Annotated in this window: 21 protein-coding genes and 4 tRNA genes; 6 read left to right on the forward strand and 19 right to left on the reverse strand. The window is 61.7% G+C overall.

All coding sequences use genetic code 11. The annotated features are described in order from the left end of the window. Positions 1-119 precede the first annotated feature (119 nt). The 5 genes from ACQ4LH_RS13430 to leuC all read right to left on the reverse strand — a co-directional run bounded on the left by ACQ4LH_RS13430 (position 120) and on the right by leuC (position 5,659). A complete protein-coding gene (locus ACQ4LH_RS13430) occupies positions 120-1,130 on the reverse strand; it encodes an aspartate-semialdehyde dehydrogenase (RefSeq protein ID WP_430697609.1) in 1,011 nt (336 codons plus the stop codon). Between the two features lie 144 nt (positions 1,131-1,274). Next, complete coding sequence (gene asd, locus ACQ4LH_RS13435) at positions 1,275-2,387, reverse strand: aspartate-semialdehyde dehydrogenase (RefSeq protein ID WP_069521323.1); 1,113 nt, start codon at positions 2,385-2,387, stop codon at positions 1,275-1,277. 52 nt (positions 2,388-2,439) lie between these two features. Then, positions 2,440-3,522: a 3-isopropylmalate dehydrogenase gene (leuB, locus tag ACQ4LH_RS13440; protein ID WP_430697610.1), complete on the reverse strand. Its 1,083-nt coding sequence runs from the start codon at positions 3,520-3,522 to the stop codon at positions 2,440-2,442. A gap of 50 nt (positions 3,523-3,572) precedes the next feature. Further along, a complete protein-coding gene (gene leuD, locus ACQ4LH_RS13445) occupies positions 3,573-4,220 on the reverse strand; it encodes a 3-isopropylmalate dehydratase small subunit (protein ID WP_304864245.1) in 648 nt (215 codons plus the stop codon). 11 nt (positions 4,221-4,231) lie between these two features. Beyond that, entirely contained in the window at positions 4,232-5,659 is a 1,428-nt protein-coding gene (gene leuC / locus ACQ4LH_RS13450; RefSeq protein ID WP_430697611.1) for a 3-isopropylmalate dehydratase large subunit, read from the reverse strand. Positions 5,660-6,043: 384 nt separating this feature from the next. Here leuC and ACQ4LH_RS13455 point away from each other — a divergent pair, with 384 nt between their 5' ends. Next, positions 6,044-6,925, forward strand: coding sequence for a LysR family transcriptional regulator (locus tag ACQ4LH_RS13455; RefSeq protein ID WP_430697612.1), 882 nt, complete (start codon positions 6,044-6,046; stop codon positions 6,923-6,925). Positions 6,926-7,040: 115 nt separating this feature from the next. Beyond that, positions 7,041-10,340: a PAS domain S-box protein gene (locus ACQ4LH_RS13460; RefSeq protein WP_430697613.1), complete on the forward strand. Its 3,300-nt coding sequence runs from the start codon at positions 7,041-7,043 to the stop codon at positions 10,338-10,340. 48 nt (positions 10,341-10,388) lie between these two features. Here the strand turns inward: ACQ4LH_RS13460 and ACQ4LH_RS13465 are convergent, their stop codons facing one another. Continuing rightward, a complete protein-coding gene (locus ACQ4LH_RS13465) occupies positions 10,389-10,835 on the reverse strand; it encodes an Hsp20 family protein (RefSeq protein WP_430697614.1) in 447 nt (148 codons plus the stop codon). Between the two features lie 132 nt (positions 10,836-10,967). On the opposite strand from ACQ4LH_RS13465, the gene ACQ4LH_RS13470 reads away from it, so the two are divergent. After that, positions 10,968-11,714, forward strand: coding sequence for an SDR family oxidoreductase (locus ACQ4LH_RS13470; protein ID WP_430697615.1), 747 nt, complete (start codon positions 10,968-10,970; stop codon positions 11,712-11,714). 9 nt (positions 11,715-11,723) lie between these two features. Here ACQ4LH_RS13470 and ACQ4LH_RS13475 read toward each other — a convergent pair whose 3' ends face one another. After that, positions 11,724-12,704 (reverse strand): tRNA dihydrouridine synthase, encoded by a 981-nt coding sequence (locus ACQ4LH_RS13475; RefSeq protein ID WP_430697616.1) that lies wholly within the window; start codon positions 12,702-12,704, stop codon positions 11,724-11,726. A 146-nt stretch (positions 12,705-12,850) separates the two neighbouring features. Here ACQ4LH_RS13475 and ACQ4LH_RS13480 point away from each other — a divergent pair, with 146 nt between their 5' ends. After that, a complete protein-coding gene (locus ACQ4LH_RS13480) occupies positions 12,851-13,237 on the forward strand; it encodes a hypothetical protein (protein WP_430697617.1) in 387 nt (128 codons plus the stop codon). A gap of 3 nt (positions 13,238-13,240) precedes the next feature. Here ACQ4LH_RS13480 and ACQ4LH_RS13485 read toward each other — a convergent pair whose 3' ends face one another. From ACQ4LH_RS13485 to ACQ4LH_RS13500, 4 genes are all read right to left on the reverse strand, one after another. Next, complete coding sequence (locus ACQ4LH_RS13485) at positions 13,241-13,690, reverse strand: acyl-CoA thioesterase (protein WP_430697618.1); 450 nt, start codon at positions 13,688-13,690, stop codon at positions 13,241-13,243. Further along, positions 13,687-14,337, reverse strand: a complete 651-nt coding sequence (locus ACQ4LH_RS13490; RefSeq protein ID WP_430697619.1) for a bifunctional 4-hydroxy-2-oxoglutarate aldolase/2-dehydro-3-deoxy-phosphogluconate aldolase — start codon at positions 14,335-14,337, stop codon at positions 13,687-13,689. The genes ACQ4LH_RS13485 and ACQ4LH_RS13490 overlap by 4 nt, the downstream gene beginning before the upstream one ends. A 22-nt stretch (positions 14,338-14,359) precedes the next feature. Next, the gene (gene edd / locus ACQ4LH_RS13495; protein ID WP_430697655.1) at positions 14,360-16,168 is read right to left on the reverse strand and encodes a phosphogluconate dehydratase; all 1,809 of its coding nucleotides are present in this window, start codon (positions 16,166-16,168) and stop codon (positions 14,360-14,362) included. A gap of 101 nt (positions 16,169-16,269) precedes the next feature. Then, entirely contained in the window at positions 16,270-16,950 is a 681-nt protein-coding gene (locus ACQ4LH_RS13500; protein WP_430697620.1) for a 6-phosphogluconolactonase, read from the reverse strand. Between the two features lie 93 nt (positions 16,951-17,043). Here ACQ4LH_RS13500 and ACQ4LH_RS13505 point away from each other — a divergent pair, with 93 nt between their 5' ends. After that, the gene (locus ACQ4LH_RS13505) at positions 17,044-18,906 is read left to right on the forward strand and encodes a sensor domain-containing diguanylate cyclase (RefSeq protein WP_430697621.1); all 1,863 of its coding nucleotides are present in this window, start codon (positions 17,044-17,046) and stop codon (positions 18,904-18,906) included. Here the strand turns inward: ACQ4LH_RS13505 and ACQ4LH_RS13510 are convergent. The 7 genes from ACQ4LH_RS13510 to gltX form a co-directional block, all read right to left on the reverse strand. Continuing rightward, the gene (locus tag ACQ4LH_RS13510; protein ID WP_430697622.1) at positions 18,876-19,715 is read right to left on the reverse strand and encodes an alpha/beta fold hydrolase; all 840 of its coding nucleotides are present in this window, start codon (positions 19,713-19,715) and stop codon (positions 18,876-18,878) included. The genes ACQ4LH_RS13505 and ACQ4LH_RS13510 overlap by 31 nt on opposite strands. Before the next feature lie 10 nt (positions 19,716-19,725). Then, positions 19,726-20,265: a TetR/AcrR family transcriptional regulator gene (locus ACQ4LH_RS13515; RefSeq protein ID WP_430697624.1), complete on the reverse strand. Its 540-nt coding sequence runs from the start codon at positions 20,263-20,265 to the stop codon at positions 19,726-19,728. Positions 20,266-20,505: 240 nt separating this feature from the next. Then, positions 20,506-20,581 (reverse strand) — tRNA-Glu (locus ACQ4LH_RS13520). A gap of 64 nt (positions 20,582-20,645) precedes the next feature. After that, a tRNA-Ala gene (locus ACQ4LH_RS13525) sits at positions 20,646-20,721 on the reverse strand. A gap of 51 nt (positions 20,722-20,772) precedes the next feature. Next, positions 20,773-20,848: transfer RNA gene (locus ACQ4LH_RS13530), tRNA-Glu, on the reverse strand. Between the two features lie 63 nt (positions 20,849-20,911). Continuing rightward, positions 20,912-20,987, reverse strand: a tRNA-Ala gene (locus ACQ4LH_RS13535). Between the two features lie 146 nt (positions 20,988-21,133). Continuing rightward, positions 21,134-22,615 carry a glutamate--tRNA ligase gene (gene gltX, locus ACQ4LH_RS13540; protein ID WP_430697625.1) on the reverse strand — a complete coding sequence of 494 codons (1,482 nt, stop codon included), beginning with the start codon at positions 22,613-22,615 and terminating at the stop codon, positions 21,134-21,136. Positions 22,616-22,860: 245 nt separating this feature from the next. On the opposite strand from gltX, the gene ACQ4LH_RS13545 reads away from it, so the two are divergent. After that, entirely contained in the window at positions 22,861-23,757 is an 897-nt protein-coding gene (locus ACQ4LH_RS13545) for an EamA family transporter (protein ID WP_430697626.1), read from the forward strand. Positions 23,758-23,837: 80 nt separating this feature from the next. On the opposite strand, the gene uvrB is transcribed toward ACQ4LH_RS13545, so the two are convergent. Beyond that, positions 23,838-25,853 (reverse strand): excinuclease ABC subunit UvrB, encoded by a 2,016-nt coding sequence (gene uvrB / locus ACQ4LH_RS13550; RefSeq protein ID WP_430697627.1) that lies wholly within the window; start codon positions 25,851-25,853, stop codon positions 23,838-23,840. Between the last annotated feature and the right edge of the window lie 27 nt (positions 25,854-25,880).

The raw sequence follows: 25,880 nt of genomic DNA on the forward strand, positions 1-25,880 counted from the left end.
AGCGAGAGGATGTTGAAAATTGCCGCCTGCCACGCCCGAAGACGCAACCCCATTCAGCAATCAACTCAGCCAGTATTGCCAAGCTCGAAAGATTCTTCAAATTTCTAGGTAAGTATCTTTTACAGATAGTGTTTTATCAACAACTCGGCTAATTGCACAGCATTTAGCGCTGCGCCTTTTCTCACGTTATCAGACGCAATCCACAAATTGAGTTCGGCTGGATCGGCCAAACCTGCGCGCACCCGGCCAACATAGACCACATCCTGGCCGACTGCGTCGCCGACCGCAGTCGGATAATCATCCATTTCCACCAATTCCAGAGCCGGTGCGGCGTCCAGAGCGGCGTACACCTGTTTCAGGTCGATGGCCGACTCGGTCTGCAGTGAAACGCTCAGGCTGTCGCCAAAGAACACCGGCACCTGGATACAGGTCACCGCAACCTGCAAATCGGGCAATGCCAGCAACTCCTTGAGCTCGCCGGCAATCTGTCGCTCCAGCGCTGCGTGCCCCGCGCTATCGGTCTGCTCGACCTGCGCCAGCAGATTGAAGGCCATTTGCCGATCAAACAGCTGCGGCTCGAATGCTCGGCCATTGAGCAGTTCGGCGGTTTGCCGCGCCAGTTCGGACACCCCCTCCCGCCCGCGACTGGAGACAGCCAGGCAGGCCGTCACGGTAACCCGCTGAATGCTGACCTGCTCAGGCAAAGCCGCCAGCACGGCGGCCAAAGCAATACCCGGGGCACTTGGACTGGTCAACAGATAAGGCGCGGACAGACTCGCCAATACCGCAGGATTGACCTCGGGAATCACCCGTGGCGCCTGCGCGGCAGGCAAACCGCTGGCCAGATCAATCACTGCACAGCCAGCCGCAGCAGCTTGCGCGGCATATTTCTGCGTCACTTTGCTGCCAGCAGCAAAGAACACCAGCCGCACGCTGGCAAAATCAAAGGTTTCCAGATCTCGTACGCGCAGGTTCTTGCCCTTGTAGGACAAGGAGCGCCCAGCCGATTCACCGCTGGCTACCAGATGCAGATTGGCCACCGGGAACTCGCGCTCCTCCAGCAGCTGCACCAGGGCTTCGCCAACGCTGCCGGTGGCGCCGATGACGGCAATATCAAAGGTACGGGTCATGACAAGGCTCGAGGAAATAAGCCCAGCACTGTATAGGCGCACCCGCCAAATGCAAAGGAGCGGACTGCTGAGCGCTCGATTTGACTCGAACACCCAACAGCCCGCCCCTCGCAGACAGCCAGTGCGCGTATCAGCGCAGCGCGATTAACGCTCCAGCAGGATCCGCAGCATGCGCCGCAGCGGTTCGGCCGCGCCCCACAGCAGCTGGTCACCCACGGTGAACGCGCCAAGGTACTGCGAACCCATATTGAGCTTGCGCAGACGACCAACCGGCACACTCAGGGTGCCCGTCACAGCAGTCGGGCCCAGCTCGCGGATGCTCGCTTCGCGCTGATTAGGCACCAGCTTGACCCAAGGGTTGTGCTGGCTGATCAAGCCTTCGATGTCCGACAGCGGCACATCCTTGTTCAGTTTGATGGTCAGCGCCTGACTGTGGCAACGCATGGCGCCGATACGCACACACAGGCCATCGACCGGGATCGGGTTCTTGAAGCGGCCGAGGATCTTGTTGGTCTCGGCTTGGCCCTTCCACTCTTCACGGCTCTGGCCGTTCGGCAATTCCTTGTCGATGTAGGGGATCAGGCTACCGGCCAGCGGTACGCCGAAGTTGTCGACCGGGAACGACTCGCCGCGCATGGCTTCGGCCACTTTACGGTCAATATCCAGAATGGCGCTGGCGGGATCAGCCAGCTCATCGGCCACCGAGGCATTGATTGCGCCCATCTGCTTGATCAGCTCGCGCATGTTCTGCGCGCCGGCGCCGGATGCCGCCTGATAGGTCATGGCGCTCATCCACTCGACCAGACCGGCCTCGTACAGACCGCCCAGCGCCATCAGCATCAGGCTGACGGTGCAGTTACCGCCGATATAGTTCTTGGTGCCGGCATCGAGTTGCTGGTCGATCACCTTGCGGTTGACCGGGTCGAGCACGATGACCGAGCTGTCATCCATGCGCAGCGACGAGGCAGCATCGATCCAGTAGCCCTGCCAGCCGGCTTCGCGCAGCTTGGGGAAGACTTCGCTGGTGTAGTCGCCGCCCTGGCAGGTCAGAATCACGTCCAGGCTTTTCAGCTCGTCAATGCTGTAGGCGTCCTTCAAAGGCGCCGTTTCCTTGCCAATTGCCGGGCCTTGGCCACCGACATTGGAGGTGGTGAAGAACACCGGTTCGATCAAATCGAAATCCTGTTCTTCCAGCATGCGTTGCATCAGCACGGAACCGACCATGCCGCGCCAACCGATCAGACCTACACGTTTCATAACCACTACACCTATATAAGCTGACCGCCGGAGCCCCGGCGGGCCAGGAAGATTACAGACTACGCAGCGCTTCGACTACCGCATCACCCATTGCCGCGGTGCCGACCTTGGTCGTACCAGCGCTGTGGATATCGCCGGTGCGCAGGCCTTGATCGAGCACCTTGCTCACGGCCAGTTCGATGGCATCAGCTGCCGCCGTCTGGTTGAAGCTGTAACGCAGCATCATCGACACAGACAGAATGGTCGCCAACGGGTTGGCAATGCCCTGCCCGGCGATATCCGGCGCGCTGCCGTGGCACGGCTCGTACATGCCCTTGTTGTTGGCATCCAGGGAGGCCGACGGCAGCATGCCGATGGAACCGGTGAGCATCGAAGCTTCATCCGAAAGAATGTCGCCAAACATGTTGTCGGTGACCATCACGTCGAACTGCTTCGGCGCGCGCACCAGTTGCATGGCAGCGTTGTCGACGTACATGTGGCTGAGTTCAACGTCCGGATAATCCTTGGCCACTTCAATAACCACCGCGCGCCACAGTTGGCTGGAAGCCAGCACGTTGGCTTTGTCCACCGAGCAGAGCTTCTTGCCGCGCACGCGGGCCATGTCGAAACCGACGCGGGCGATACGACGGATTTCGCTCTCGCTGTACGGCAAGGTGTCGTAGGCCATGCGCTCGCCGTTTTCCAGCACCTTGCTTTCGCGCGGTTGGCCGAAATAGATCCCGCCGGTCAGCTCACGCACAATCAGGATATCCAGACCGGCAACGATCTCGCGTTTGAGGCTAGAGGCATCGGCCAGCTGCGGGTAGAGAATCGCCGGACGCAGGTTACCGAACAGGCCCAGCTGCGAGCGAATTTTCAGCAGGCCGCGCTCCGGACGAATCGCCGGATCAATGGTGTCCCACTTCGGGCCGCCTACGGCGCCGAGCAGAATGGCGTCAGCGGCCTTGGCGCGGGCCAGGGTTTCGTCAGCCAACGGCACGCCGTAACGGTCGATGGCCGCACCACCGAGGTCATCGAAACTCAGCTCGAAACCCAGGTTGTACTTGTCGTTGGCCAGGTTCAGCACCTTGACCGCTTCGGCCATGATTTCCGGGCCGATACCGTCGCCGGGGAGAATCAGAATCTGCTTGGACATGCTTTTCTCAACTCATTAATCGGCGAGTGATGGATGCACTCGCCCGCTGATTACTTGATGGCGCCGAACAGCCAGGGGCTGCGCTGCTGATAGGTGGTTTCAAAGGTCTTGATCGCGTCACTGTCCTGCAGGGTCAGGCCGATATCATCCAGACCATTGAGCAGGCAATGCTTGCGGAAAGCATCGACCTCGAAGCTGTACTGCACGCCATCCGGACGGGTCACGGTTTGCGCGGCCAGATCGACGGTCAGCTGGTAGCCAACCGTGGCTTCTGCCTGCTGAAACAGCGCATCGACCTCATCCTCCTTGAGGATGATTGGCAGCAGGCCGTTCTTGAAGCTGTTGTTGAAGAAGATATCGGCAAAGCTCGGCGCGATGATCGTGCGGAAACCGTATTCCTCAAGCGCCCAAGGCGCGTGCTCACGACTGGAGCCGCAACCGAAGTTCTCCCGCGCCAGCAGCACGCTGGCCCCCTGGTAACGCGCGAAGTTCAGTACGAACTCCTGATTCACCGGGCGCTTGGAGTTGTCCTGATTGGGCTGGCCAACATCGTGGTAACGCCACTCATCGAACAGGTTAGGGCCGAAGCCTGAGCGCTTGATCGACTTCAAGAACTGCTTGGGGATGATCTGGTCGGTATCGACGTTGGCGCGATCCAGTGGAGCGACCAGGCCGGTGTGTTGAGTAAAGGCTTTCATCAATCTGTTCCTCAGGCCTGGATCAATTCGCGCACATCGATAAAGCGGCCGGTCACTGCCGCCGCCGCCGCCATCGCCGGGCTGACAAGGTGAGTACGCCCACCGGCACCCTGACGGCCTTCGAAGTTGCGGTTGGAGGTGGACGCGCAATGCTCGCCACTGCCGAGTTTGTCCGGGTTCATCGCCAGGCACATGGAGCAGCCCGGCTCGCGCCATTCAAAACCGGCTTCGATAAAGATGTGGTGCAAACCTTCTTTTTCCGCCTGAGCTTTGACCAGACCGGAGCCCGGCACCACCATCGCCTGCTTGATCGTGCTGGCGACCTTGCGGCCCTTGGCCACTTCAGCAGCGGCGCGCAGGTCTTCAATGCGCGAGTTGGTGCAGGAGCCAATAAACACGCGATCCAGCTGGATATCGGTGATCGCCTGATTGGCCTGCAAGCCCATGTATTTCAGCGCGCGGATGATCGAATCCTTCTTCACCGGGTCGCTTTCGGCGGCCGGGTCCGGCACGTTCTGATCCACGGCCAGCACCATTTCCGGCGATGTACCCCAGCTGACCTGCGGCTTGATGTCTTCGGCACGCAATTCGACCACGGTGTCGAAATGCGCATCGGCATCGGACACCAGGTCCTGCCACTGCGCCACAGCAGCGGCCCAATCGGCGCCTTTGGGTGCAAACGGACGACCTTCGACGTAAGCGATGGTCTTTTCATCCACCGCCACCAGGCCAACGCGGGCACCGGCTTCGATAGACATATTGCAGATGGTCATGCGCCCTTCCAGCGACAGGTCGCGGATCGCGCTGCCGGTAAACTCGAGGGCATGGCCATTGCCGCCGGCAGTGCCGATCTTGCCAATTACCGCGAGCACGATGTCCTTGGCAGTCACGCCGAACGGCAGCTGGCCTTCGACCGCGACCTTCATGTTCTTCATCTTTTTGGCCACCAGACACTGGGTGGCCAGCACATGCTCGACCTCGGAGGTGCCGATACCGTGAGCCAGCGCGCCGAATGCGCCATGGGTCGAGGTGTGCGAGTCGCCGCAGACCACGGTCATGCCCGGCAAGGTCGCGCCCTGCTCCGGGCCGACCACGTGAACGATGCCCTGACGGATGTCGTTCATCTTGAACTCGAGGATGCCGAAGTCATCGCAGTTCTCATCCAGAGTTTGCACCTGAATTCGCGACACTTCATCGGCGATGGCTTCCAGGCCACCCTGACGCTCGGCCTTGGTGGTCGGCACATTGTGGTCTGGAGTAGCGATGTTGGCGTCGATGCGCCAGGGTTTGCGGCTGGCCAGACGCAAGCCCTCAAAGGCCTGGGGCGAGGTCACTTCGTGGAGGATATGCCGGTCGATATAGATCAGCGACGAACCATCGTCGCGGCGCTTCACTTCGTGCATTTCCCAGAGCTTGTCGTAGAGCGTTTTGCCGGCCATCAGCTTTCCCTCATCAGCGTCTTTCGGGCACCTCTAAAAACTATCTGCGTTGCCATCGCGGCGTTAAAAACAGGCTCAGAATGCTCATTTACAACACGTAAACTGCGCTTCTTCGCCTGTTTTACTCGCTGGCGCTCGCCCTTCAGGCCAGCCTGCGGCTGTTACTCCCGTTGGTCGTTGCGCCTTGCGCTGGCTGCCTCGCCTACGTTTTTAGAGGTGCCCTTTTCTATGCCTGGGCAAATAGCCCTTTGGCTTATGGGGTAATCCTATGGGCTTGAATTAAATTACTCAAATTCATATTTTTCATCCAAAGGATTCCTCACTGGAATACAAGTAAGCTTGAGCAGCGCCTATTGCGCCCCGCCCACTGCCAGGAACAGCCGCATGGATCTCGCCACACTTAATGCCTTTATTGCCATCGCCGAGCTGGGCAGCTTCTCCGAAGCGGCGGAACGCCTGCACCTGACGCAGCCGGCGGTGAGCAAACGCATTGCCAGCCTGGAACAGCAGCTGAGTGTGCGCCTGTTCGATCGCCTAGGCCGCGAGGTCAGCCTGACCGAGGCCGGCCGCGCCCTGCTGCCGCGGGCTTATCAGATTCTCAATGTGCTCGATGATACGCGCCGCGCGCTGACCAATCTGAATGGCGAGATAAGCGGCCGTCTGACTCTGGCCACCAGTCACCATATTGGCCTGCACCGCCTGCCGCCGCTGCTGCGTGCCTTTACCCGCGCGCATCCGCAGGTGGCGCTGGATATCCAGTTTCTCGACTCCGAAGTGGCCTATGAAGAAGTGCTGCATGGCCGCGCCGAGCTGGCAGTCATCACCCTAGCTCCGGAAACCCGCGAGCCGGTGCATGCGGTGGCTGTGTGGGACGATCCACTGGATTTCGTCGCCGCCCCCGAGCATCCACTGGCACGTAGCAAGGCGATTAGCCTGGCCGATGTGGCGCACCACCCGGCGGTATTTCCCGGCGGCAACACCTTTACCCACCATATCGTGCGACGCCTGTTCGAAGCCCAGGGACTGACGCCGAACATCGCCATGAGCACCAACTACCTGGAAACCATCAAGATGATGGTTTCCATCGGCCTGGCCTGGAGCGTGCTGCCGCGCACCATGCTCGACGACCAAGTCGCGCGCCTGCCATTACCCGGCATCCAGCTGACTCGCCAGCTGGGCTACATCAGCCACACTGACCGCACCCTGTCGAATGCCGCGCGCGCCTTTATGAACCTGCTGGATACCCAGCGTGACGGCCTTGCATAGGCCCGGTGCTAAGGGCTAACGTGGGCTTATAACGATAAGAAAGGTTTCTGCATGACTCAGCCCCGTTGCTCAGCCAGCGACCAGGAAACCCACGCATGCACAGGAAGAGTTGGTCGTGGCTAAATCCAGTGATCGCCGTCCGCCACTGCCGTTTATCCCGGCACTGGACCCTGCCGAATTCGAGAGCACCTGGAACGATGCTCCACGCCTATTGCGCGCACTCAACGGCGCCAAACTGGGCACCTGGTACTGGGATATCGAAAGCGGCCGGGTCAGCTGGTCACGCGGGGCGCAGGCTTTGTTCGGCCTCGACCCCAAGCAGCCGCTGGAAAAGCGCATCGACTATATCGAGCTGATCCCCGAGGAAGACCGCCCCGATGTGCTGCGCCTGTTCGAGCAACTGCTCGCTGGCAACCCGAGTAACCGCGCCTTTCGCCACCGCATCCTCTGGCCCGACGGCAGCCTGCATTGGCTGGAGATCAGCGGCAGCCTGCAGCTAGATGCCGACGGAAAACAGCGGGTCATGGGCGTTATCCGCGATATCAGCAGCCAGCAGGCCCGTGAGCAGGCGCTGCGCAACAGCGAGGAAAAATTCTCCCAGGCCTTCCACTACAGCCCGGATGCCGTAGTGATCACCGACAAGGTCAGCGGGCGCTTTATCGAGGTCAACGCCGGCTTCGAACGCCAGTTTGGCTGGAGCAGCGAACAGACCCTGGGCCGCACCTCTCTGGAAATGGGCATATGGGCACGTCTGGAAGATCGCCAACGAATGATGGAGGCGGTCAAGCACGATGCCCTCAATGGCCTGGAAGTAGACCTCTACCATCGCGACGGCAGCATCCGCAGCAACCTGCTGTTCGGCGGTGAAATACTCCTCGACGGCATCCCCTGCCTGGTCCTGTCGCTGCGTGACATCACCCAGCAACGCCAGCAGGAACAGGCACTGCACGACAGCCAGGAGCGCCTCAACCTGGCCCTGGACTCAGCCGACCTCGGCACCTGGGACTGGCATATCCCCAGCAATATGCTGTTCGGCTCGGTCCGCGCCGCAAAGCTGCACGGCCTGGCGGACGAGCCCTTCCATGACGATTTTCGCAAGTTCTTCAGCTTTGTCCCGCTGGAAGACCGCCACGCCATGCGCAAGCACTTCAATAACCTGGCGCAGGGTCTGACCGAGGATTACCAGGTCACCTACCGGGCGATATACGACAACCAGGAAGTGCATTACCTGGAAAGCACCGCCAAGCTCTACCGCGATGCCGACGGCAAGCCCGAGCGCATGGCCGGCATCCTTATCGACATCAGCGAACGGGTGCGCCGCGAGCAGAGCCTGGCGGCCTCGGAAGCCAAATTCGCCAACCTGTTCCAGGCCAGCCCCGACCCCGTCGCCCTGACCACCCTGCCGGACGGCGTGGCCATGGAAATCAACGCAAGCTTCAGTCAGACCTTCGGCTGGCAGCCCGAGGAAGTCATCGGCCGGCGGATGACCGACCTGAACTTCTGGGCCGACCTTGAGGTGCGGGCGGCGCTGTATGACAAGCTCGAACGCGAGCAGAGCCTGCACAACGAAGTGGCCGATTACCTCGACAAGCACGGCCGGGTGATCACCTGCGTGGTCTCCTCCAGGCCGATGATGCTGAATAACCAGCGCTGCATCCTCACCACTTTTCGCGATATCAGCGAGCGGCAGAAAGCCCAGGCTGAGCTGCAGGCCAGCCAGGAGAAGTTCGCCCTGGCGTTCCACTCAAGCCCCGACGCCATCACCATCACCGAACGCGACAGCGGCCGCTATATCGAAGTCAACGAAGGCTTCGGCCGCCTGACCGGCTACAACCCCGACGAGGTGATCGGCCGCAGCTCCATGGAGCTCAATGTCTGGGCGGACCTGTCTGAGCGCGACTTGATGGTGCAGAAGCTGCAGCGCGAGGGCCATGTCTACCACATGGAAATGCACGGCAAGCACCGCGACGGCACGGTCAAGCTGGTCGAGGTATCGGTCGAGCCCATCGAACTCAACAAAACCCCCTGCCTGCTGCTCACCGCCCGCGACATCAGCGAGCTCAAGGCAGCCCAGGCCCAGGTGCAGCACCTGGCCTACCACGACTCGCTGACCAACCTGCCCAACCGCGCCCTGCTGCTCGACCGCCTGACCCAGCAAATATCCCTGCTCAAACGTCACGAACTGCGCGGCGCCCTGCTGTTTATCGATCTCGATCACTTCAAGCACATCAATGATTCACTCGGTCACCCGGTCGGTGATGCCGTGCTCAAGCTGGTCACCGCACGCCTGGAAGCCAGCGTGCGCCAGGAAGACACCGTGGCGCGCCTGGGCGGTGACGAATTTGTCGTGCTGATTTCCGGCCTGGAAGGCAAACGTTCGAAAGTGGTCCAGCAGGTCCGCGCCTTGGCAGAAAAACTGCGCCACCTGCTGGCCGAACCGATGCTGCTCGACGGCCATCAACTGCAAGTCACCCCGAGTATCGGCATCGCCCTGATTCCCGACCATGGCGACACCCCCTCGGACCTGCTCAAGCGCGCCGATATCGCCCTCTACCGAGCCAAGGATTCCGGGCGCAACTGCATCCAGCTGTTTCGCAACACCATGCAGAAGGCCGCCAGCGAACGTCTGCGCCTGGAAAACGACCTGCGCCTGGCCTTGGCCCGGGGCGAATTCGAGCTGCACTTTCAGCCCCAGGTGGACGCCCGAGATAACCAGATCATCGGCGCCGAAGCCCTGCTGCGCTGGATGCACCCGACCCTGGGCGCGCAGTCGCCGGCGCTGTTTATCCATGTTCTTGAAGAAAGCGGGCTGATTCTTGAAGTCGGCGGCTGGGTGCTCGCCGAAGCCTGCCACGCCTGCGCCCAACTGCTTGAGCAGGGCATGGTCAACGCCACGCAGTTCAGCCTGTGCGTGAATATCAGCCCCCGGCAGTTCCGTCAGAATGACTTTGTCGAGCTGGTGGAAAGCAGCCTGGCCAGCAGCCACCTGCCGCCGCATATGCTCAAGCTGGAAATCACCGAAGGCATCGTGATCCAGAACATCGACGACACCATCGCCAAGATGAACCGCCTCAAACGCCTCGGCGTGACCTTCGCCATGGACGACTTCGGCACCGGCTACAGCTCGCTGACCTACCTCAAGCGCCTGCCGGTGGATGTGCTGAAGATCGACCAGTCCTTCGTGCGCGATGCCACCCTGGATGCCAACGACGCGGAAATCATCCGCGCCATCGTCGCCATGGCGCGCAGCCTGGGCCTGGACATGATTGCCGAAGGCGTCGAGCAAGCCGACCAGCTGGAGTTCCTCCAGCTGCAGGGCTGCCACCATTACCAGGGCTATCTGTTCAGCAGGCCCGTGCCGCTGGAGCAGTTCCGCCAGTTACTGCACGACAACCACAGGCCGACGCCCCACTAAAACAACAAGGGCACCCGCAGGTGCCCTTGTTGCTAACGGCGTGGCTGCTTAACTCTGCAGCACAGTGCGGCTGGCCCCAATCGGAATACGCTTGGCCTTGGCCTCTTCCGGCACGATGCGCACCAGGTCGATATTCAGCAGGCCGTTGATCAGGCTGGCAGCCTTGACCTCGATATGGTCAGCCAGGCGGAACGACAGCTTGAACGCACGCTGGGCGATGCCCTGGTACAGATAGGTGACGTTCTCAGCGCTGGTGTCGCGCTTGCCACCGGTAACGGTCAGCACGCCGCGCTCGACTTGCAGCTCCAGGTCGTCTTCCTGGAAGCCCGCCGCGGCGACCACAATGCGGTATTGGTCGTCGGCATACTTCTCGACGTTGTAGGGGGGATAGCTGCTACCCGCCTCGTTGCGCATGGCCGACTCGAACAGATCATTGAAACGGTCGAAGCCAACGGACTGACGGAACAGCGGGGTCATGGAAAATGCAGTGCTCATGATTTAAATCTCCTGAAAATCAGCGAGTGGTTAATCGCGAGACCCGACTTCGGCATCCCGCATGACTAAAAATGTGGCTACTCAGGTAGATTTCAAGCCTCTGCAAAATTTTCTTACAGGGAGGAGACGCTGATGGAAAAGGTCATGCTGATCACCGGTGCCAGTCGCGGTATCGGTGCCGCCACTGCCAGGCTGGCGGCCGCCCAGGGTTACGCGTTGTGCCTGAACTATCACCGCCAGCAGGCAGCGGCTGAGGCGCTGGTGAGCGAGATCACCCAGGCCGGAGGCCAGGTCATCGCCGTGCAGGCAGATGTAGCCGACGAAGGCCAGGTGATGCAGCTGTTCGCCCGCCTTGACCAGCACTTCGGCCGCCTCGATGTACTGGTCAACAACGCCGGCATGCTGGAAACCCAAATGCGTTTGCAGCAGATGGACCTGGCTCGCTGGCAGCGGGTGTTCGCCACCAATGTGTTCGGCAGTTTTCTTTGCTGCCGTGAGGCGATCAAACGCATGTCGACCCGCCAGGGCGGCAACGGCGGCGCCATCGTTAATCTGTCCTCGGCGGCCGCACGGCTCGGCGCGCCGGGTGAATATATCGACTACGCGGCGGCCAAAGGCGCGATCGACAGCATGACCCTGGGTCTGGCCAAGGAAGTGGCGGCCGAGGGTATTCGCGTTAACGCGGTGCGCCCAGGGGTGATTGATACCGAGATTCACGCCAGCGGCGGTGAGCCGGAGCGGGTCGCGCGGGTCAGCCAGAGCGTGCCCATGGGCCGTGGCGGTGTGGCCAGTGAAGTGGCTGAAGCGATTCTCTGGCTGGCCAGCGAGCAGGCGTCCTACACCAGCGGCGCGCTGCTGGATGTCAGCGGTGGGCGCTGAATATCAGGATCAGGCGCTCGCCTGCTCGGCACGCTCAGGCTCGATAAAGTCGATACCAAGCAAGCCATCGATACGCAGGCAATCGCTTTCGCGGCGCAGCAGGTTAAACAGCTCGGTCGCTTCGGGGTAACTGCGGGTCAGCATCGCCAGCCATTGTTTGAGCCGCCCCGGTGCGTAGCGTGGCGACATTTTGCGCCGCGCCTGCAGCCAGAAATCTACCAGCAGCGGCTGTAGCTCGGCCCAGCTCATGGGCACAACATCCTGCCCAGCCTTGGCGGCAGCGATCTGCCGGGCCAGATCCGGGCGCGCCACCAGGCCACGGCCGAGCATGATGTCCTCCACCCCGCTGACCTCACGGCAACGCCGCCAGTCATCCAGGGTCCAGATCTCGCCATTGGCGAATACCGGTACCTTCACCGCTTCTTGCACCCGCGCCACCCACTCCCAATGCGCTGGCGGCTTGTAGCCTTCCACCTTGGTACGCGCGTGCACCACGATCTGCGCTGCGCCGCCATCGGCCAGCGCCTGGGCGCATTCCAGGGCATAGTCCTTGTGATCAAAACCCAGGCGCATCTTCGCCGTTACCGGAATCGCTGCCGGTACCGCGCGACGCACCTCGCGGACGATGGCATGCAGCAGCTCGGGCTCTTTCAGCAGCACCGCGCCACCACGGGATTTGTTTACCGTTTTGGCGGGGCAGCCGAAATTGAGGTCGATCACCGGCGCCCCCAGGGTGCAGGCAAAGGCGGCGTTATCCGCCAGGCAGGCGGGGTCGGAGCCGAGGAACTGCACGCGCAGCGGCGTGCCAGTGGCCGTTTGCGCGCCGCTGAACAATTCAGGTGCGAGCTTCTCGTAGCTGCTAACGGGCAGCACACGCTCGGTGACCCGAATAAATTCCGTCACGCACCAGTCGATGCCGCCAACCCGGGTCAGCACATCGCGAAGGATTTCGTCGACCAACCCCTCCATCGGGGCCAGAGCGATTTGCATAGGACACACTCTCAAGAAAAACGCGCGACAGTTTAAGCTCAGTTACATCCGCCGGCACGCTACAGGCTGATAACAGCCAACAAATGGGGAACATCCAAGCGTTGTTGACGTCCACCAAAGGGTCAGTCAGCCAAAGGAGAGTTCTGATGCACCGCTTTGCCCTACCCGTCGCCCTCTATCTGAGTATGGCCATCGCCCATGCAGAAACCCAGGACGGCAGTACATCGCAAAGGACCGAAAATAAACGCGCAGAGGTGACGCTCAGCCGGGATGACAGCGTGCCTCAAGACTGCACAGCGGTGCTGAGCATCGACGAAGATAAAGTAGCCACCTTGAACAATGGCGACTCGGCCAGCCTTAGCCTGCCCGCTGGCAGTCCCTATCTGCGCGCCACCCTGAAAGAAGACCCAGCCTGTTCCTTGCAAGGCCTGGGCAGTGGTCAATCATTGCTGCTGGAACCCGGCAAACAGCTCAGCTTTACCCTGATGTATGGCAATGGTGCCTTGTTCTTTGCCCCGCAGCACGACCAGTGAATCTCACAGCTCCATAGGGAAGACTGGCTGCAACGCCGCGCCATAGCCTTCGACGAACTCGGGTGGCATGCGCTTGGGCTTACCGCTAGACAGTTCGATGCAGACAAAGGTGGTTTTCGCCCGTAACAGGGTCACGCCGTCTTCCGGGCGAATCAGCTGGAAGTGCCGGTCCATCTTCAGACGCTGGTCGGACTCGACAATCCAGGTGGCCATCTGCAGCTGCTGATCTTCATAGGCGCTGGCCAAGTAGTCGATCTCATGGCGCAGCACGGCCATGGCGCGGTCCAGCCGGCGATATTCGACCAGATCCAGGCCGAGAAACTGCGAATGGCGCCAGGCGCAACGCTCCAGCCAGCTGACATAAACGGCGTTATTGGCGTGACCGAGGCCGTCGATGTCCTCTGCCGTGACCTGAATATCGATGACAAAGGGGTTGTTCAAGTCCCACTTCATGCCTGCTGCTCCAGGCTGCCAGCCAGTGCGCGGGCCTCGGCGGCCAGCTGGGTAATCTGGTCCCAGGCGCGAGCGCGCACTAGGTTGCTCGGCGCGATCCAGGTGCCACCCACGCAAGCGACGTTGGGCAAGCGCAAGAAGCCCAGCAGGTTATCCGGCGTCACCCCGCCGGTTGGACAGAAGCGAATGCCGGTAAAGGGCCCTTTGAAGCTCTTGAGCATCTTGATGCTGGTGGCGCCATCGGCTGGAAACAGCTTCAGCGAGCGGTAGCCGTATTCCAGCGCCAGCAGCACCTCGGACGGCGTCATCACCCCCGGCAGATACGGCAGGCCGGAATCTTCTGCCGCCGCCGCCAGGCGCTCGGTGCAGCCAGGACTGACGGCAAACTGCGCACCGGCATCGCGGGCTTCGAGAAATTGCTCGGCGTGGATCACCGTGCCAGCGCCGATCAACAGGTCCGGCAGCTCCTTGCGCATGGCCGCCAAGGCATCCAGTGCCCGTGGCGTGCGTAAGGTCACTTCCAGCACGCGGATGCCGCCGGCGTGCAGAGCACGAGCCAGGTCTACCGCCAGGCTGATGTCTTCAATCACCAGCACCGGCAACACCGGGCGGGCCTGTTGCAGCACCACATCCATCGTCAGGCTCATGCTTTGTTCCCTCACTAGGCTTCTAGTCTTCAAATAGGCTGCTGGCACCCTGCTCGGCCGTACCGACCAGGCGGCGTTGCGCGGCGAACATTTCCAGGCCGAACCCCAATTCCAGCTCGGCCGTAGCAGCGGTCAAAGGCCGCGCGGCCAGCTGTTGCTCAGTCAACTCGACCTGCAGAATGCCCTCTTGCGCATCCAGCAGCAGCCAGTCGCCGTCCTGCAAACGCGCCAAGGCACCACCGGCGGCCGCTTCCGGGCAGACGTGCAGCGCCGTAGCCACCTGGCCCGACGCGCCCGACATGCGCCCGTCGGTGACCAATGCCACTCGCTGCCCGGCCTGCTGCAAGTTGGCCAATAGCGGCATCAGTTTGTGCAGCTCCGGCATACCGTTGGCCCGTGGGCCTTGGAAGCGCACCACCAGCACCAGGTCACCTTGCAGCTCGCCGGCCGTATAGGCCGCCTGCACGGCCGCCTCGGTTTCGAAAACCCGCGCCTGGGCATGAATGCGCCAGAACGCCGGGTCGACTGCCGAGGTTTTCAGAATCGCCCGCCCTAGGTTGCCTTCGAGCAGCACCAGCCCGCCCTCCTCGGCAAACGGCTCGGCCATGTGCCGGACAATATCCGGGGCCGGGCTCTGCGCCGGCAAGTCGCGCCAGGCCAGGCGCTCGCCATTCAGCCAGGGCTCACGGGTATAGGCGTGCAAACCATGCCCGGCAGCGGTGGCGACATCCTCATGCAGCAAGCCCGCGCCCAGCAGTTCGCGCAATAACCAGGCGGGGCCACCAGCGGCCTGAAACTGATTCACGTCCGCCGCGCCATTGGGATACACCCGCGCCAACAACGGCACCACCTTGGACAAGGCGGCAAAGTCATCCCAGATCAGCTCATAACCTGCAGCCCGGGCGATGGCCGGTAGGTGCAAGGTGTGATTGGTCGAGCCGCCACTGGCGAGCAGTGCCACCACAGCGTTAATCAAGGCATGGGAATCGATCTGTTGGCCGACCGGCAAGTAACGCTCACCCTGGCGGCTGTTATGTGCCACCAGACGCGCCGCTTCATCGGTCATGGCATCGCGCAGCGGCGTGTAAGGATGGATAAAAGCACTGCCGGGCACATGCAGGCCCATGGCCTCCATCAGCAGCTGATTGGTATTGGCGGTGCCGTAGAAGGTGCAAGTGCCGGCCTGATGGTAGGCAGCCAGCTCGGCGGCGAGCAGCTCGTCGCGGCTGGCTTCGCCACGAGCATAACGCTGGCGGACTGCGGCTTTTTCCTTGTTGGGCAAACCCGATTGCATGGGCCCGGCCGGTACGAACACAGCCGGCAGGTGACCGAAGTGCAAAGCACCGATCAGCAAGCCTGGGACGATTTTGTCGCATACGCCCAGGTACAGCGCGCCGTCGAAGATGCCATGGGTCAGGCCAATGCCGGCAGCCTGGGCAATCAGGTCGCGGGAGAACAGCGACAGCTGCATACCGCCCTCGCCCTGAGTGATGCCATCACACATGGCCGGCACCCCGGCGGCGAACTGCGAGGTCGCGCCCGCCTTGGCCAGCGCCACTTTCAGGCGCTCGGGATAGTCCCTGAGCGGCGCATGAGCCGAGAGCAGATCGTTGTAGCTGGAGATGATCGCGACATGCGGCGAGCCGCCCTGCTTCATGATCAGCCGCGCATCATCGGGCTGCGCAGCCAGGGCATGGGCCAGATTGGAGCAACCCAGGGCCTGGTGCGCGGTACGCCCGGCCGCCAGGGTCAGGCGCTGCAGATAACGCTCGCGGCGCTTGGCCGAGCGCTGCTCCAGGGCAGCGGTAACCTGCTCAACAACCGGATGCAACATGACGGTTCCCTTTCTCGGCGAGGTACAAGCTTGCAGTGTAACGGCTTAGCGCCTGTTTTAACGCAGCCGGCCTATATGCAGCAGACCTCAACATGCTCTCAGGGTGCCCAGTAGATATTTACCGGCAACGGACTGCGCTGCAGCCAGGCATACAGCGGTAACTCGCGAGCCGAGGGCTGATCCGCCAGCACGGCATCAATCAGCTCGCGCTTGCGCTCACCGAACGCCAGCAACCCCAACCACTGCCCACGCTGCAGCATCGCCAGGTTCAGTGACAGACGCTCGCGGGGTTCCTGCGGCGCCAGGGCCGGCAAGGCTGCAGGTACTGCATCTGGATCGAGCGCCGCAGTCAGACCAGGCATGCCGGGAAACAACGAAGCGATATGGCCATCCTCGCCCATGCCTAGCAGGACTGCGCTAAACGGCGGCCACTGCGCCAACTGCTCGCCCCAGCTGAGCGCCGCCTGGGCCAACGTGCCGCCCTGGCGCGGGTCTAGGCAATTGGCCTGCGGCAGCCCCTGATGTAACAACTGCCAGTTGCTCTCGGCCGCCTGCGCCGACACCCAACGCTCATCACTGGGGCTGAGGTCAATGCGCTGACTATCCAGCTGCTGCGCCAGCAAGGGCAGTAACGCCTGCGGGCTGCTGCCACCGGGCAGGATTAAGCCGGCGCGGGCCTGCTGCGTCAGCGTGGTTTGGATCTGCGCCAACAGGTCGGCAGCCAACGCTTGCAGACAAGCATCACGCTGAGCATGGCAATGCAGTAAATTTTGGCTCATAAGCAACCCCGGCTAAGCTATCGGTATGTCATAAGGCCGCGCAATAATGCACCTTTGTCGTATCCGTCACATCCTTGCTAGGGAAAGCCTCTTTTGATTGCGTTGCTGCGCGTACTTCTACTGCTGTTGCTGCCGGCACTGGGGCAGGCCGCAAGCCTGCCTCTGCTGGCCAGCGACTCGCCGTTGCTGCCTGGCCCCGCCATGCACGTGTGGGCAGACCCTGAGGGCCTTGCCGATATCCACAGCGTTCGCCAGCTTCCTGAATCAGCCTGGCAACCGGTGGCACGCCGCGACGCCAGTTTCGGCTACAGCAAACACGCCTACTGGCTGCGTTTCAGCCTGCACAACCCGGCGGATGAGGCGATCGACTGGGTCTTGCTGATCGGCAACCCGCTGCTCGACTTCCTGGATGCTTATGGCCTGGATGGCGAACGGGTGTATCGCGCCGGCGATCAACGCCCCTTCGATGAACGCTGGGTCAATCATCGCCAGTTGGTGCTGCCATTCAGCTTGGCCGCCGGGGAAGAACGCGAGCTGATCCTGCGCATGCAGACCAACGGCTCGGCCAACCTCAGCGCCAGCCTGATGAGCAGCGAAGGCTTCACCCACTACGAGCAGCGCATGCTGCTGTTGCAAGGACTGTTCTTCGGCGCACTGCTGGTGATGCTGATTTACAACCTGTCGATCTTCGTCATCACCCGCGACCGCAACTACCTGTGGTACAGCCTGTTCGTCGCCTGTTTCAGCTTCTACCAATTTATCCAGCTGGGATTTGCCTTGCAGTGGCTATGGCCGCAGGCGCTGGCCTGGCATCAGCTGAGCTTTCCGCTCAGTTCAGCCCTGGCGACGCTGTTCGGCATCCTCTTCACCTATGGCGTGCTCGATCTCAAGACCGGGCCCGCAGCCTACACCTGGATCTGCCGGGCACTGATGGCGTGCAGCGTGCTGGTGATCGTGCTGGCCTTCTGCGCGCCCTACACCGTCGCCCTGATCGGCAGTTTTGTCCTGGTGGTGGTTTGCGCCGTATTCGCCTGCCTGTTCACCCTGCTGCGCTGGCGCGACGGCTATCAGCCAGCCAAGTTATTTGCCCTGGGTTGGTCAGCCCTGATTCTAGCCAGCCTGTTCAGCATCCTCAGCGGCACCGGGATCATCGCCAACTCCCTGCTGACCCTGCACGCCCAGCAGATTGGCAGCCTGTTTGAACTGGTGATCTTCTCGATTGCCCTCGGCTCACGCATCCGCCTGGCGCAACACGCCCAGCAACGGGCTCAAGAGCAGCTATATGCCAACGAACATGAACTGCGACTAGAACAGGCTAAGAGCCTCGATCTGCAAAAACAGATCAACGAAGGCCTGGAGGCCCGCGTGGAAGAGCGCACCGCCTCTCTGCAAAAGGCACTGCAGGAACTCTCCACCGCCAACCGGCAACTGGCCGAACTCAGCCGTCGCGACAGCCTGACCGGGCTGTTCAACCGCCAGGTACTCAACGAAGAACTGGAACGCATGCTTGCCCAGGCCAAACGCAGCCAGCAACCCATCGCCATGCTGATGATGGACCTGGACCACTTCAAGAAGGTAAACGACCAGCACGGCCACCTGGTCGGCGACGCCTGCCTGCAACACGCGGCGCTGCGCATGCAGCAGCGCATGCGCAGTAATGACCTGCTGGTGCGCTTCGGCGGCGAAGAGTTTGCCGCCGTGCTCTGCGACACCGATCAGTCCGGCGCCATGGACCTGGCCGAACAGCTGCGTGCAGACCTGGCCAGCCACCCCTGCATGCACCAGGGCTTGAGTATCGACCTGAGCCTGAGCATCGGCGTGTACACGCTGATTCCGGATGTCGGCAGCGACCGCGAGCAGCTGCTACGCCACGCCGACCAGGCGCTGTATAAAGCTAAAGCCGCCGGGCGCAACAAGGTTATCAGCTACGAAGCCAGCGCCTTGGACGATGTCTGATTCAGCGACTCCAACAGCTCCAGCACCGCCTGCACCACCCGCGGATCAGCCAAGACGCGCTGATGCCCGCCGCTTTCCAGGCGCAGCAAGCGGCTGTCAAACCAGCTCTGATGAATCGATTCAGCCTCGCTGAACGGCACCATCGGATCGTCCACCGCATGCACGACCAATCCGGGGAAATCCAGCTGGTAGTGCGCGCTATCAAGCTGGCCAGCGGGCATCCCGGCTTTCTCTTCGACCAACCGCACAAAGTGCGCGCGCGCCTGACGCGGCAAACCCATATAGCGCGAGAAGCGCCGCAGCATGGTCAGAATCCGGCTGGGCGCGGCAATGCTGACCAACGCCTCAGTACGCAAGCCCAACTGGGTGGCCAGCAAGGCACTGGCGCCACCCATGGAATGACCAATCACCGCCTTCAGCGGCGGCAGTTCGCTGGCAGCCTCCAGCAAGGCACGGGCAAACAGCACCACATTGGCTTCACGCCCAGGCGAACGGCCGTGGGCCGGGGCATCCAGCGCTACCACGCCATAGCCGGCATTTACCAAGGCTTTGATCAGCTCGGCGAACTGCGTCGGCCGCCCTTCCCAGCCATGCATCAACAACACGGCCGGCCCACTGCCCCAGCGCAGCGCTGACAGACCAAAACGCAGGGTGATGCGCTCGGCCTGCGCCAGCAGCGGCAATTCCCAATCCCGCGGCGGCAAGGTATGCGGCGTCATAAACTCCCGGCGCAGCTTGCTGGCCAGGGCATGCGGCGCCAGCAGACCAATCGATGCGTTGAAACCACGAACCCAGCTCATGCTATTCATTGCCATATCCTCAGACGATTGCCGATTTAGCGGCACGCAAGACTCGATCAGACAACTCACCGGGGCCCAGCGCGCGTGCCAGCGCCAGCCCTCCGACCATCAAGGCGATATCGGCCAGCGCCTGATCAGCCTCTTCAGGACTGCCCGCCAGCTGCGCCGCCATCAGCTCGATATGCTCAGCCAGCACCGCACGAAAACCGTCCGGCATACGCGCCAGCTCGCCTACCGAGCTGGGCAACGGGCAGCCCTGCTCGCTGGCATCACGGTGCTTACGCGATAGATAGAAGGCCGCCAGCAGCGTCCGGCGCTCGTGAGCAGGCAGCGCCGGATCAAACTGTGCGACCCGCTCCCGACGCTGACAGAGCATCTGCTGGAACACCTCCAGCATCAGCGCATCCTTGCTCTCGAAATGCGCGTAGAAGCCGCCTACCGTCAGGCCAGCCGCCCCCATCACCTCGCCCACGCTGGGCTCAGCCGGACCACGCTGCAACAACGCCGCACTGGCAGCGGCCAGGATGCGTTCGCGGGTGTGCGCCTTCTTCTCGTTCATGTCAGCCTCCGTAACATTACAACCGTAATATTATAGGCGTAATACAATTAAACAAGCGCCAAGGGCAACCGTTGGTCGGCTGGAGGAATAATTTTCAGGAGGTAGAAAAATTGCCTGGAGAAATTTTTAACGTCGCGTAGCGACGGCCCGGAGGGTGGCCGCCAGGGATGGCAGGCCATAAAAACAAAAGGGCCATTCACTAATGAATGACCCTTCAAAATCCCGCAGAGCGGGCAAAAATGGCGTCCCCTAGGGGACTCGAACCCCTGTTACCGCCGTGAAAGGGCGGTGTCCTAGGCCACTAGACGAAGGGGACGAAACCTTCGAAGAACAAGGCCAGCTTTACGCTGGCCCCGTGGCAGTTACTACTACTGCAAAATTGGTGGAGATAAACGGGATCGAACCGTTGACCTCTTGCATGCCATGCAAGCGCTCTCCCAGCTGAGCTATACCCCCAGATTTATCGCCTCTCGGCTCACAGCCCAAACCGGCACTGCTTTTTGAAACTGGCGTCCCCTAGGGGACTCGAACCCCTGTTACCGCCGTGAAAGGGCGGTGTCCTAGGCCACTAGACGAAGGGGACGTAACCCTTCTACAACCAACCAGCTGCAAGAGCTGATTGTGGCAAGCCTTTCGGCTTTGAAGATGGTGGAGCTAAACGGGATCGAACCGTTGACCTCTTGCATGCCATGCAAGCGCTCTCCCAGCTGAGCTATAGCCCCATCTCAAGGACGGGGCGCATGTTAAGAGCACGCCCCGCACCTGTCAACAAAATTTTTACCGGCATCAGCATTCTTTATGCTGACAGAACAACCACTTACCCCATCCCGGCACGCCAAAACGACGACCGGACGGGGCATTCAGCTGCTTAGCCAATGGCTGCCAGCAGCTTCTCCCACTCTTTGTTCTCTTTCTTCGACACACCACCGAGCAGCTCGATGGCCTGACGCAGACGGAAGCGAGTCAGGTCCGGGCCGATAATTTCCATGGCATCGAGCACCGATACAGAGCTGGCATGCCCGGTGATAGCGGCAAACATCAGCGGCATGGCGTCGCGCAGTTTCAGCTCAAGGTGTTCGACCACCGCCTGGATGCAGCCGGTGATCTTGTCTTTTTCCCACTGGCGCAGCGCTTCGAGCTTCCACAGGATCAGCTGCATCAGCTGACGCACCTGCTCGACCGAGAGCTTCTTGTGCTCGAACAGCGCGGCATCCGGGGCCACACCGCCGGCGAAGAAGAAGCTGGCCAATGGCGCGATCTGGCTAAAGGTTTCCACCCGACCCTGCACATGCGGTGCGATCTGCATCAGGTAGTCGCTGTTGAACGCCCATTTCTGCGCGCCAGCGGCGAATTCTTCGACGCTCAGCTCACGCATCCACTGGCCGTTGAGCCAGGACAGCTTCTCCAGGTCGAAGATCGGCCCGCCGAGGGAAACCCGGTTGATGTCGAAGTGCGCGACCATCTCGTCGAGACTGAACTTCTCGCGCTCGTCCGGCATCGACCAGCCCATGCGGCCGAGGTAGTTGAGCATCGCCTGCGGCAGGAAGCCCATGCGCTCATAGAAGGTGATCGAGGTCGGGTTCTTGCGCTTGGACAGCTTGCTCTTGTCCGGGTTACGCAGCAGCGGCATATAGCACAGCTGCGGCTTGTCCCAGCCGAAGTACTCGTACAGCAGGATCAGTTTGGGTGCCGACGGCAGCCATTCTTCGCCGCGCAGCACGTGGGTGATGCCCATCAGGTGGTCATCGACCACGTTGGCCAGGAAGTAAGTCGGCAGGCCATCGGTCTTCATCAGCACCTGCATGTCCATGCGATCCCACGGGATCTCCACTTCACCACGCAGCATATCCGGCACCACGCACACACCTTCAGTCGGCACCTTCATGCGTACTACGTTCGGCTCGCCAGCGGTCAGGCGCTGCTGCACTTCGGCGGCGGGCAGGTGCATGCAGTGGCCGTCATAACGCGGCGTCTGCTTGGCTTCCATTTGTTCGGCGCGCAGCTTGTCCAGACGATCGGCGCTACAGAAGCAGTGGAAGGCATGGCCCTTCTCCACCAGCTCGGCACTGTACTTCTGGTAGATATGCCCGCGCTCGCTCTGCCGATACGGGCCGTGTGGGCCGCCGACGTCCGGGCCTTCGCTCCACTCGATACCCAGCCAGCGCAGGGCGTCGTAAATCTGCTGTTCCGACTCGCGGGTCGAGCGCACCTGGTCGGTATCTTCGATACGCAGGATAAATTCGCCACCGTGCTGACGGGCAAAGCACAGGTTAAACAGGGCGATATAGGCGGTGCCTACGTGCGGATCACCAGTGGGCGACGGCGCGATACGGGTACGAACGGTGGTCATGGCGGCTCTCAGAGAATGTGCAACGGGCAATCTTTCAAGGGCGCGATATTAACAGGCTAGCCGCCGCCGGCTCCAGCAAGCGCGGCTATTCCAGCTGCGTCAGCGCCCGCGACGGGTTAACGCTTTGTCCTGTAGTGCGCAGCAAGCTGGACAACAACGTCAGCGCGCTTAGACTGACGCCCTCTACTGCGGGCCCTGCAGCTTTTCCCGCCACCCGCCCTGCCGACTCGCCAACTCAGATCACCATGTCCACACCATCACGCACCCGCAGCCTGCTGCTGATCGTCGCCTTTGCCACTATCTATATCGGCTGGGGCACCACCTACCTGGCCAACCACTTTCTCCTGCTGGAAGTACCGCCCTTTATCATCGGCTGCCTGCGCTTTTCGATTGCCGGCCTGCTCGCCTTGGCCTGGGTGCTGCTCAGCGGCCAACTGCGCATGCAACGCAGCGACTGGGGCGGCGTGCTGATTGGCAGCCTGGCCTTGATTGCGGTCGGCCAGGGCGCGCTGATCTACGCCAACCAGTATTTGCCGACCGGCATGCTCGCGATGCTCTACACCACCCTACCGCTATGGAGCGTGGCGCTGGAGTGGCTGCTCGGTGAGCGCCCGCCGCTGTGGGTGATGTGCGGCCTGGCGCTGGCCTGCGGCGGGATTGTGCTGCTGATGAATAACGCCCTGGACCACAGTGCCTCCGCCGAGCAGTGGTTCGCCGGGCTGCTGGTGGTGTTTGCCACGCTGCTCTGGGCCGGCGGCGCCTGGTTGATGCGCCAGCGCCCGCCGTTTCGCTCCAGCTGGCTGGGGCTGAGCCTGCAGATGCTGATCGGCGCACTACTACTGGCGCTGTTCGGCCTGTGGCATGGCGATTGGCAGGCACTGGATCTGCGCGCCATAAGCAGCAATGCCTGGCTGTGGTTGGCCTACCTGGTGCTGCCGGTGAGCCTCGGCGTGTATCCGGCGTATTTCTGGCTGCTGCGCGAGGTGCGGCCGAGCCTGGTGTCGACCTTCGCCTTCGTCAACCCGGTAGTGGCGTTGTTGCTGGGCTACCTGCTGTTGGGCGAACGACTCAGCCTGATGGCGATGCTTGCCTGTGGCATCACCCTCGGTGGTGTAGTGCTGATTATCTTCGGCAGGCGTTAATCGCAAACTTTGTGGGTGGGGCTCTAACCGCGACAGAGCGACACTGTTTTCGCGGCTAAAGCCCCCCTACGCTCAGCCAATCAAACCTGCAGCAGTCGATCCCGCAGTTTCTGAATCTCATCACGCAGCTGCGCCGCGGCCTCGAACTCCAGATCGCGGGCCAGTTGGTACATTTTCTCTTCCAGCTGACGGATACGCTTGCTGATCTCGCTGGGCGAGCGCAATTCGTTCTCGTAACGCGCGCTCTCCTCGGCGGCCTGGGCCATACCCTTGCGCTTCTTGCTGCGCGAGCCGGGCACGGTGGCGCCTTCGAGAATGTCCTGCACATCCTTGAACACGCCCTTGGGCGTGATGCCATTGGCTAAGTTGAAGGCAATCTGCTTGTTACGCCGCCGCTCGGTCTCGCCGATGGCGCGCTCCATGGAGCCAGTCATGCGGTCGGCATACAGAATCGCCCGGCCATTGAGGTTACGCGCGGCGCGGCCAATGGTCTGGATCAGTGAACGCTCACTGCGCAGAAAGCCCTCCTTGTCCGCATCGAGAATCGCCACCAGCGAGACCTCCGGCATATCCAGGCCTTCACGCAACAGGTTGATGCCCACCAGCACATCGAAGGCGCCGATACGCAGGTCACGAATGATCTCGACCCGCTCCACCGTATCGATATCCGAGTGCAGGTAGCGCACCTTGACCCCGTGATCGGCCAGGTAGTCGGTCAGATCCTCGGCCATGCGCTTGGTCAATGTGGTGACCAGCACGCGCTCCTCGATGGCCACCCGCTTGTGAATTTCCGAGAGCAGGTCATCCACCTGGGTCAGGGCCGGGCGCACTTCGATCTGCGGGTCGACCAGACCGGTGGGCCGCACCACCTGCTCGATCACCCGCCCGGCATGCTCGGCCTCATAATTGCCCGGCGTGGCCGAAACAAAGATGGTCTGCGGGCTGGCCGCCTCCCACTCTTCAAATTTCATCGGTCGGTTATCCAGTGCCGAAGGCAGGCGAAAGCCGTATTCCACCAGGGTTTCCTTGCGCGAGCGGTCACCTTTGTACATGGCGCCGACCTGGGGTACCGAAACGTGGGATTCGTCAATCACCAGCAGCGCCTGATCCGGCAGGTAGTCGTACAGGGTCGGTGGCGGCTCGCCAGGGCCGCGCCCTGAGAGGTAGCGCGAGTAGTTCTCGATGCCGTTGCAGTAGCCCAGCTCCAGAATCATCTCCAGATCGAAACGGGTACGCTGCTCCAGACGTTGGGCTTCCACCAGCTTGTTGTTGCTGCGCAGGTAGTCCAGGCGCTCGGCCAGCTCGACCTTGATCTTGTCGATGGCATCCAGCAGCACCTCCCGCGGAGTCACATAGTGGCTCTTGGGATAGAAGGTAAAGCGCGGCAGCTTGCGAATCACCTCGCCGGTCAGCGGGTCGAAGGCCGACAGGCTTTCCACTTCGTCGTCGAATAATTCGATACGCACGGCTTCCAGATCGGATTCAGCCGGGAAGACATCAATCACATCACCGCGCACACGGAAGGTGGCGCGGGCAAAATCCATGTCGTTGCGGGTGTATTGCAGGTCGGCCAGACGCCGCAGCAAGGCGCGCTGGTCCATTTTATCGCCGCGATCGACGTGCAGCACCATCTTCAGGTACGACTCGGGACTGCCCAGACCGTAGATGCACGACACCGTGGTAACGATGATTGCGTCCGGTCGCTCCAGCAGCGCCTTGGTCGCCGACAGGCGCATCTGCTCGATATGGTCGTTTATCGAGGCGTCCTTCTCGATAAAGGTATCCGAGGACGGCACATAGGCTTCCGGCTGGTAGTAGTCGTAGTAGGAAACGAAATACTCCACCGCATTGTTCGGGAAGAAGCTCTTGAACTCGCCGTAGAGCTGCGCGGCCAGGGTCTTGTTCGGCGCCAGCACCAGGGTCGGACGCTGAATCTGCGCGATCACGTTGGCGATGGAAAAGGTCTTGCCCGAGCCCGTTACGCCGAGCAATGTCTGGTGCGAAAGGCCCGCTTCCAGGCCTTCGACCATCTGCCGAATCGCCTCGGGCTGATCGCCGGCCGGCTGGAAACGGGTGACCAATTGAAACTCGGACATGACGGACCTCGACAAGCGGCTGTGACG

Source organism: Pseudomonas peli, from assembly GCF_050563605.1.
GTDB lineage: Bacteria > Pseudomonadota > Gammaproteobacteria > Pseudomonadales > Pseudomonadaceae > Aquipseudomonas > Aquipseudomonas peli_A.

Bases quoted from the DNA above. Each gene is read 5' to 3' on its own strand.
- ACQ4LH_RS13430 (WP_430697609.1), bottom strand. From the start codon at position 1,130: ATGACCCGTACCTTTGATATTGCCGTCATCGGCGCCACCGGCAGCGTT.
- asd (WP_069521323.1), bottom strand. From the start codon at position 2,387: ATGAAACGTGTAGGTCTGATCGGTTGGCGCGGCATGGTCGGTTCCGTG.
- leuB (WP_430697610.1), bottom strand. From the start codon at position 3,522: ATGTCCAAGCAGATTCTGATTCTCCCCGGCGACGGTATCGGCCCGGAA.
- leuD (WP_304864245.1), bottom strand. From the start codon at position 4,220: ATGAAAGCCTTTACTCAACACACCGGCCTGGTCGCTCCACTGGATCGC.
- leuC (WP_430697611.1), bottom strand. From the start codon at position 5,659: ATGGCCGGCAAAACGCTCTACGACAAGCTCTGGGAAATGCACGAAGTG.
- ACQ4LH_RS13455 (WP_430697612.1), top strand. From the start codon at position 6,044: ATGGATCTCGCCACACTTAATGCCTTTATTGCCATCGCCGAGCTGGGC.
- ACQ4LH_RS13465 (WP_430697614.1), bottom strand. From the start codon at position 10,835: ATGAGCACTGCATTTTCCATGACCCCGCTGTTCCGTCAGTCCGTTGGC.
- ACQ4LH_RS13470 (WP_430697615.1), top strand. From the start codon at position 10,968: ATGGAAAAGGTCATGCTGATCACCGGTGCCAGTCGCGGTATCGGTGCC.
- ACQ4LH_RS13475 (WP_430697616.1), bottom strand. From the start codon at position 12,704: ATGCAAATCGCTCTGGCCCCGATGGAGGGGTTGGTCGACGAAATCCTT.
- ACQ4LH_RS13480 (WP_430697617.1), top strand. From the start codon at position 12,851: ATGCACCGCTTTGCCCTACCCGTCGCCCTCTATCTGAGTATGGCCATC.
- ACQ4LH_RS13485 (WP_430697618.1), bottom strand. From the start codon at position 13,690: ATGAAGTGGGACTTGAACAACCCCTTTGTCATCGATATTCAGGTCACG.
- ACQ4LH_RS13490 (WP_430697619.1), bottom strand. From the start codon at position 14,337: ATGAGCCTGACGATGGATGTGGTGCTGCAACAGGCCCGCCCGGTGTTG.
- ACQ4LH_RS13500 (WP_430697620.1), bottom strand. From the start codon at position 16,950: ATGAGCCAAAATTTACTGCATTGCCATGCTCAGCGTGATGCTTGTCTG.
- ACQ4LH_RS13510 (WP_430697622.1), bottom strand. From the start codon at position 19,715: ATGAATAGCATGAGCTGGGTTCGTGGTTTCAACGCATCGATTGGTCTG.
- ACQ4LH_RS13515 (WP_430697624.1), bottom strand. From the start codon at position 20,265: ATGAACGAGAAGAAGGCGCACACCCGCGAACGCATCCTGGCCGCTGCC.
- gltX (WP_430697625.1), bottom strand. From the start codon at position 22,615: ATGACCACCGTTCGTACCCGTATCGCGCCGTCGCCCACTGGTGATCCG.
- ACQ4LH_RS13545 (WP_430697626.1), top strand. From the start codon at position 22,861: ATGTCCACACCATCACGCACCCGCAGCCTGCTGCTGATCGTCGCCTTT.
- uvrB (WP_430697627.1), bottom strand. From the start codon at position 25,853: ATGTCCGAGTTTCAATTGGTCACCCGTTTCCAGCCGGCCGGCGATCAG.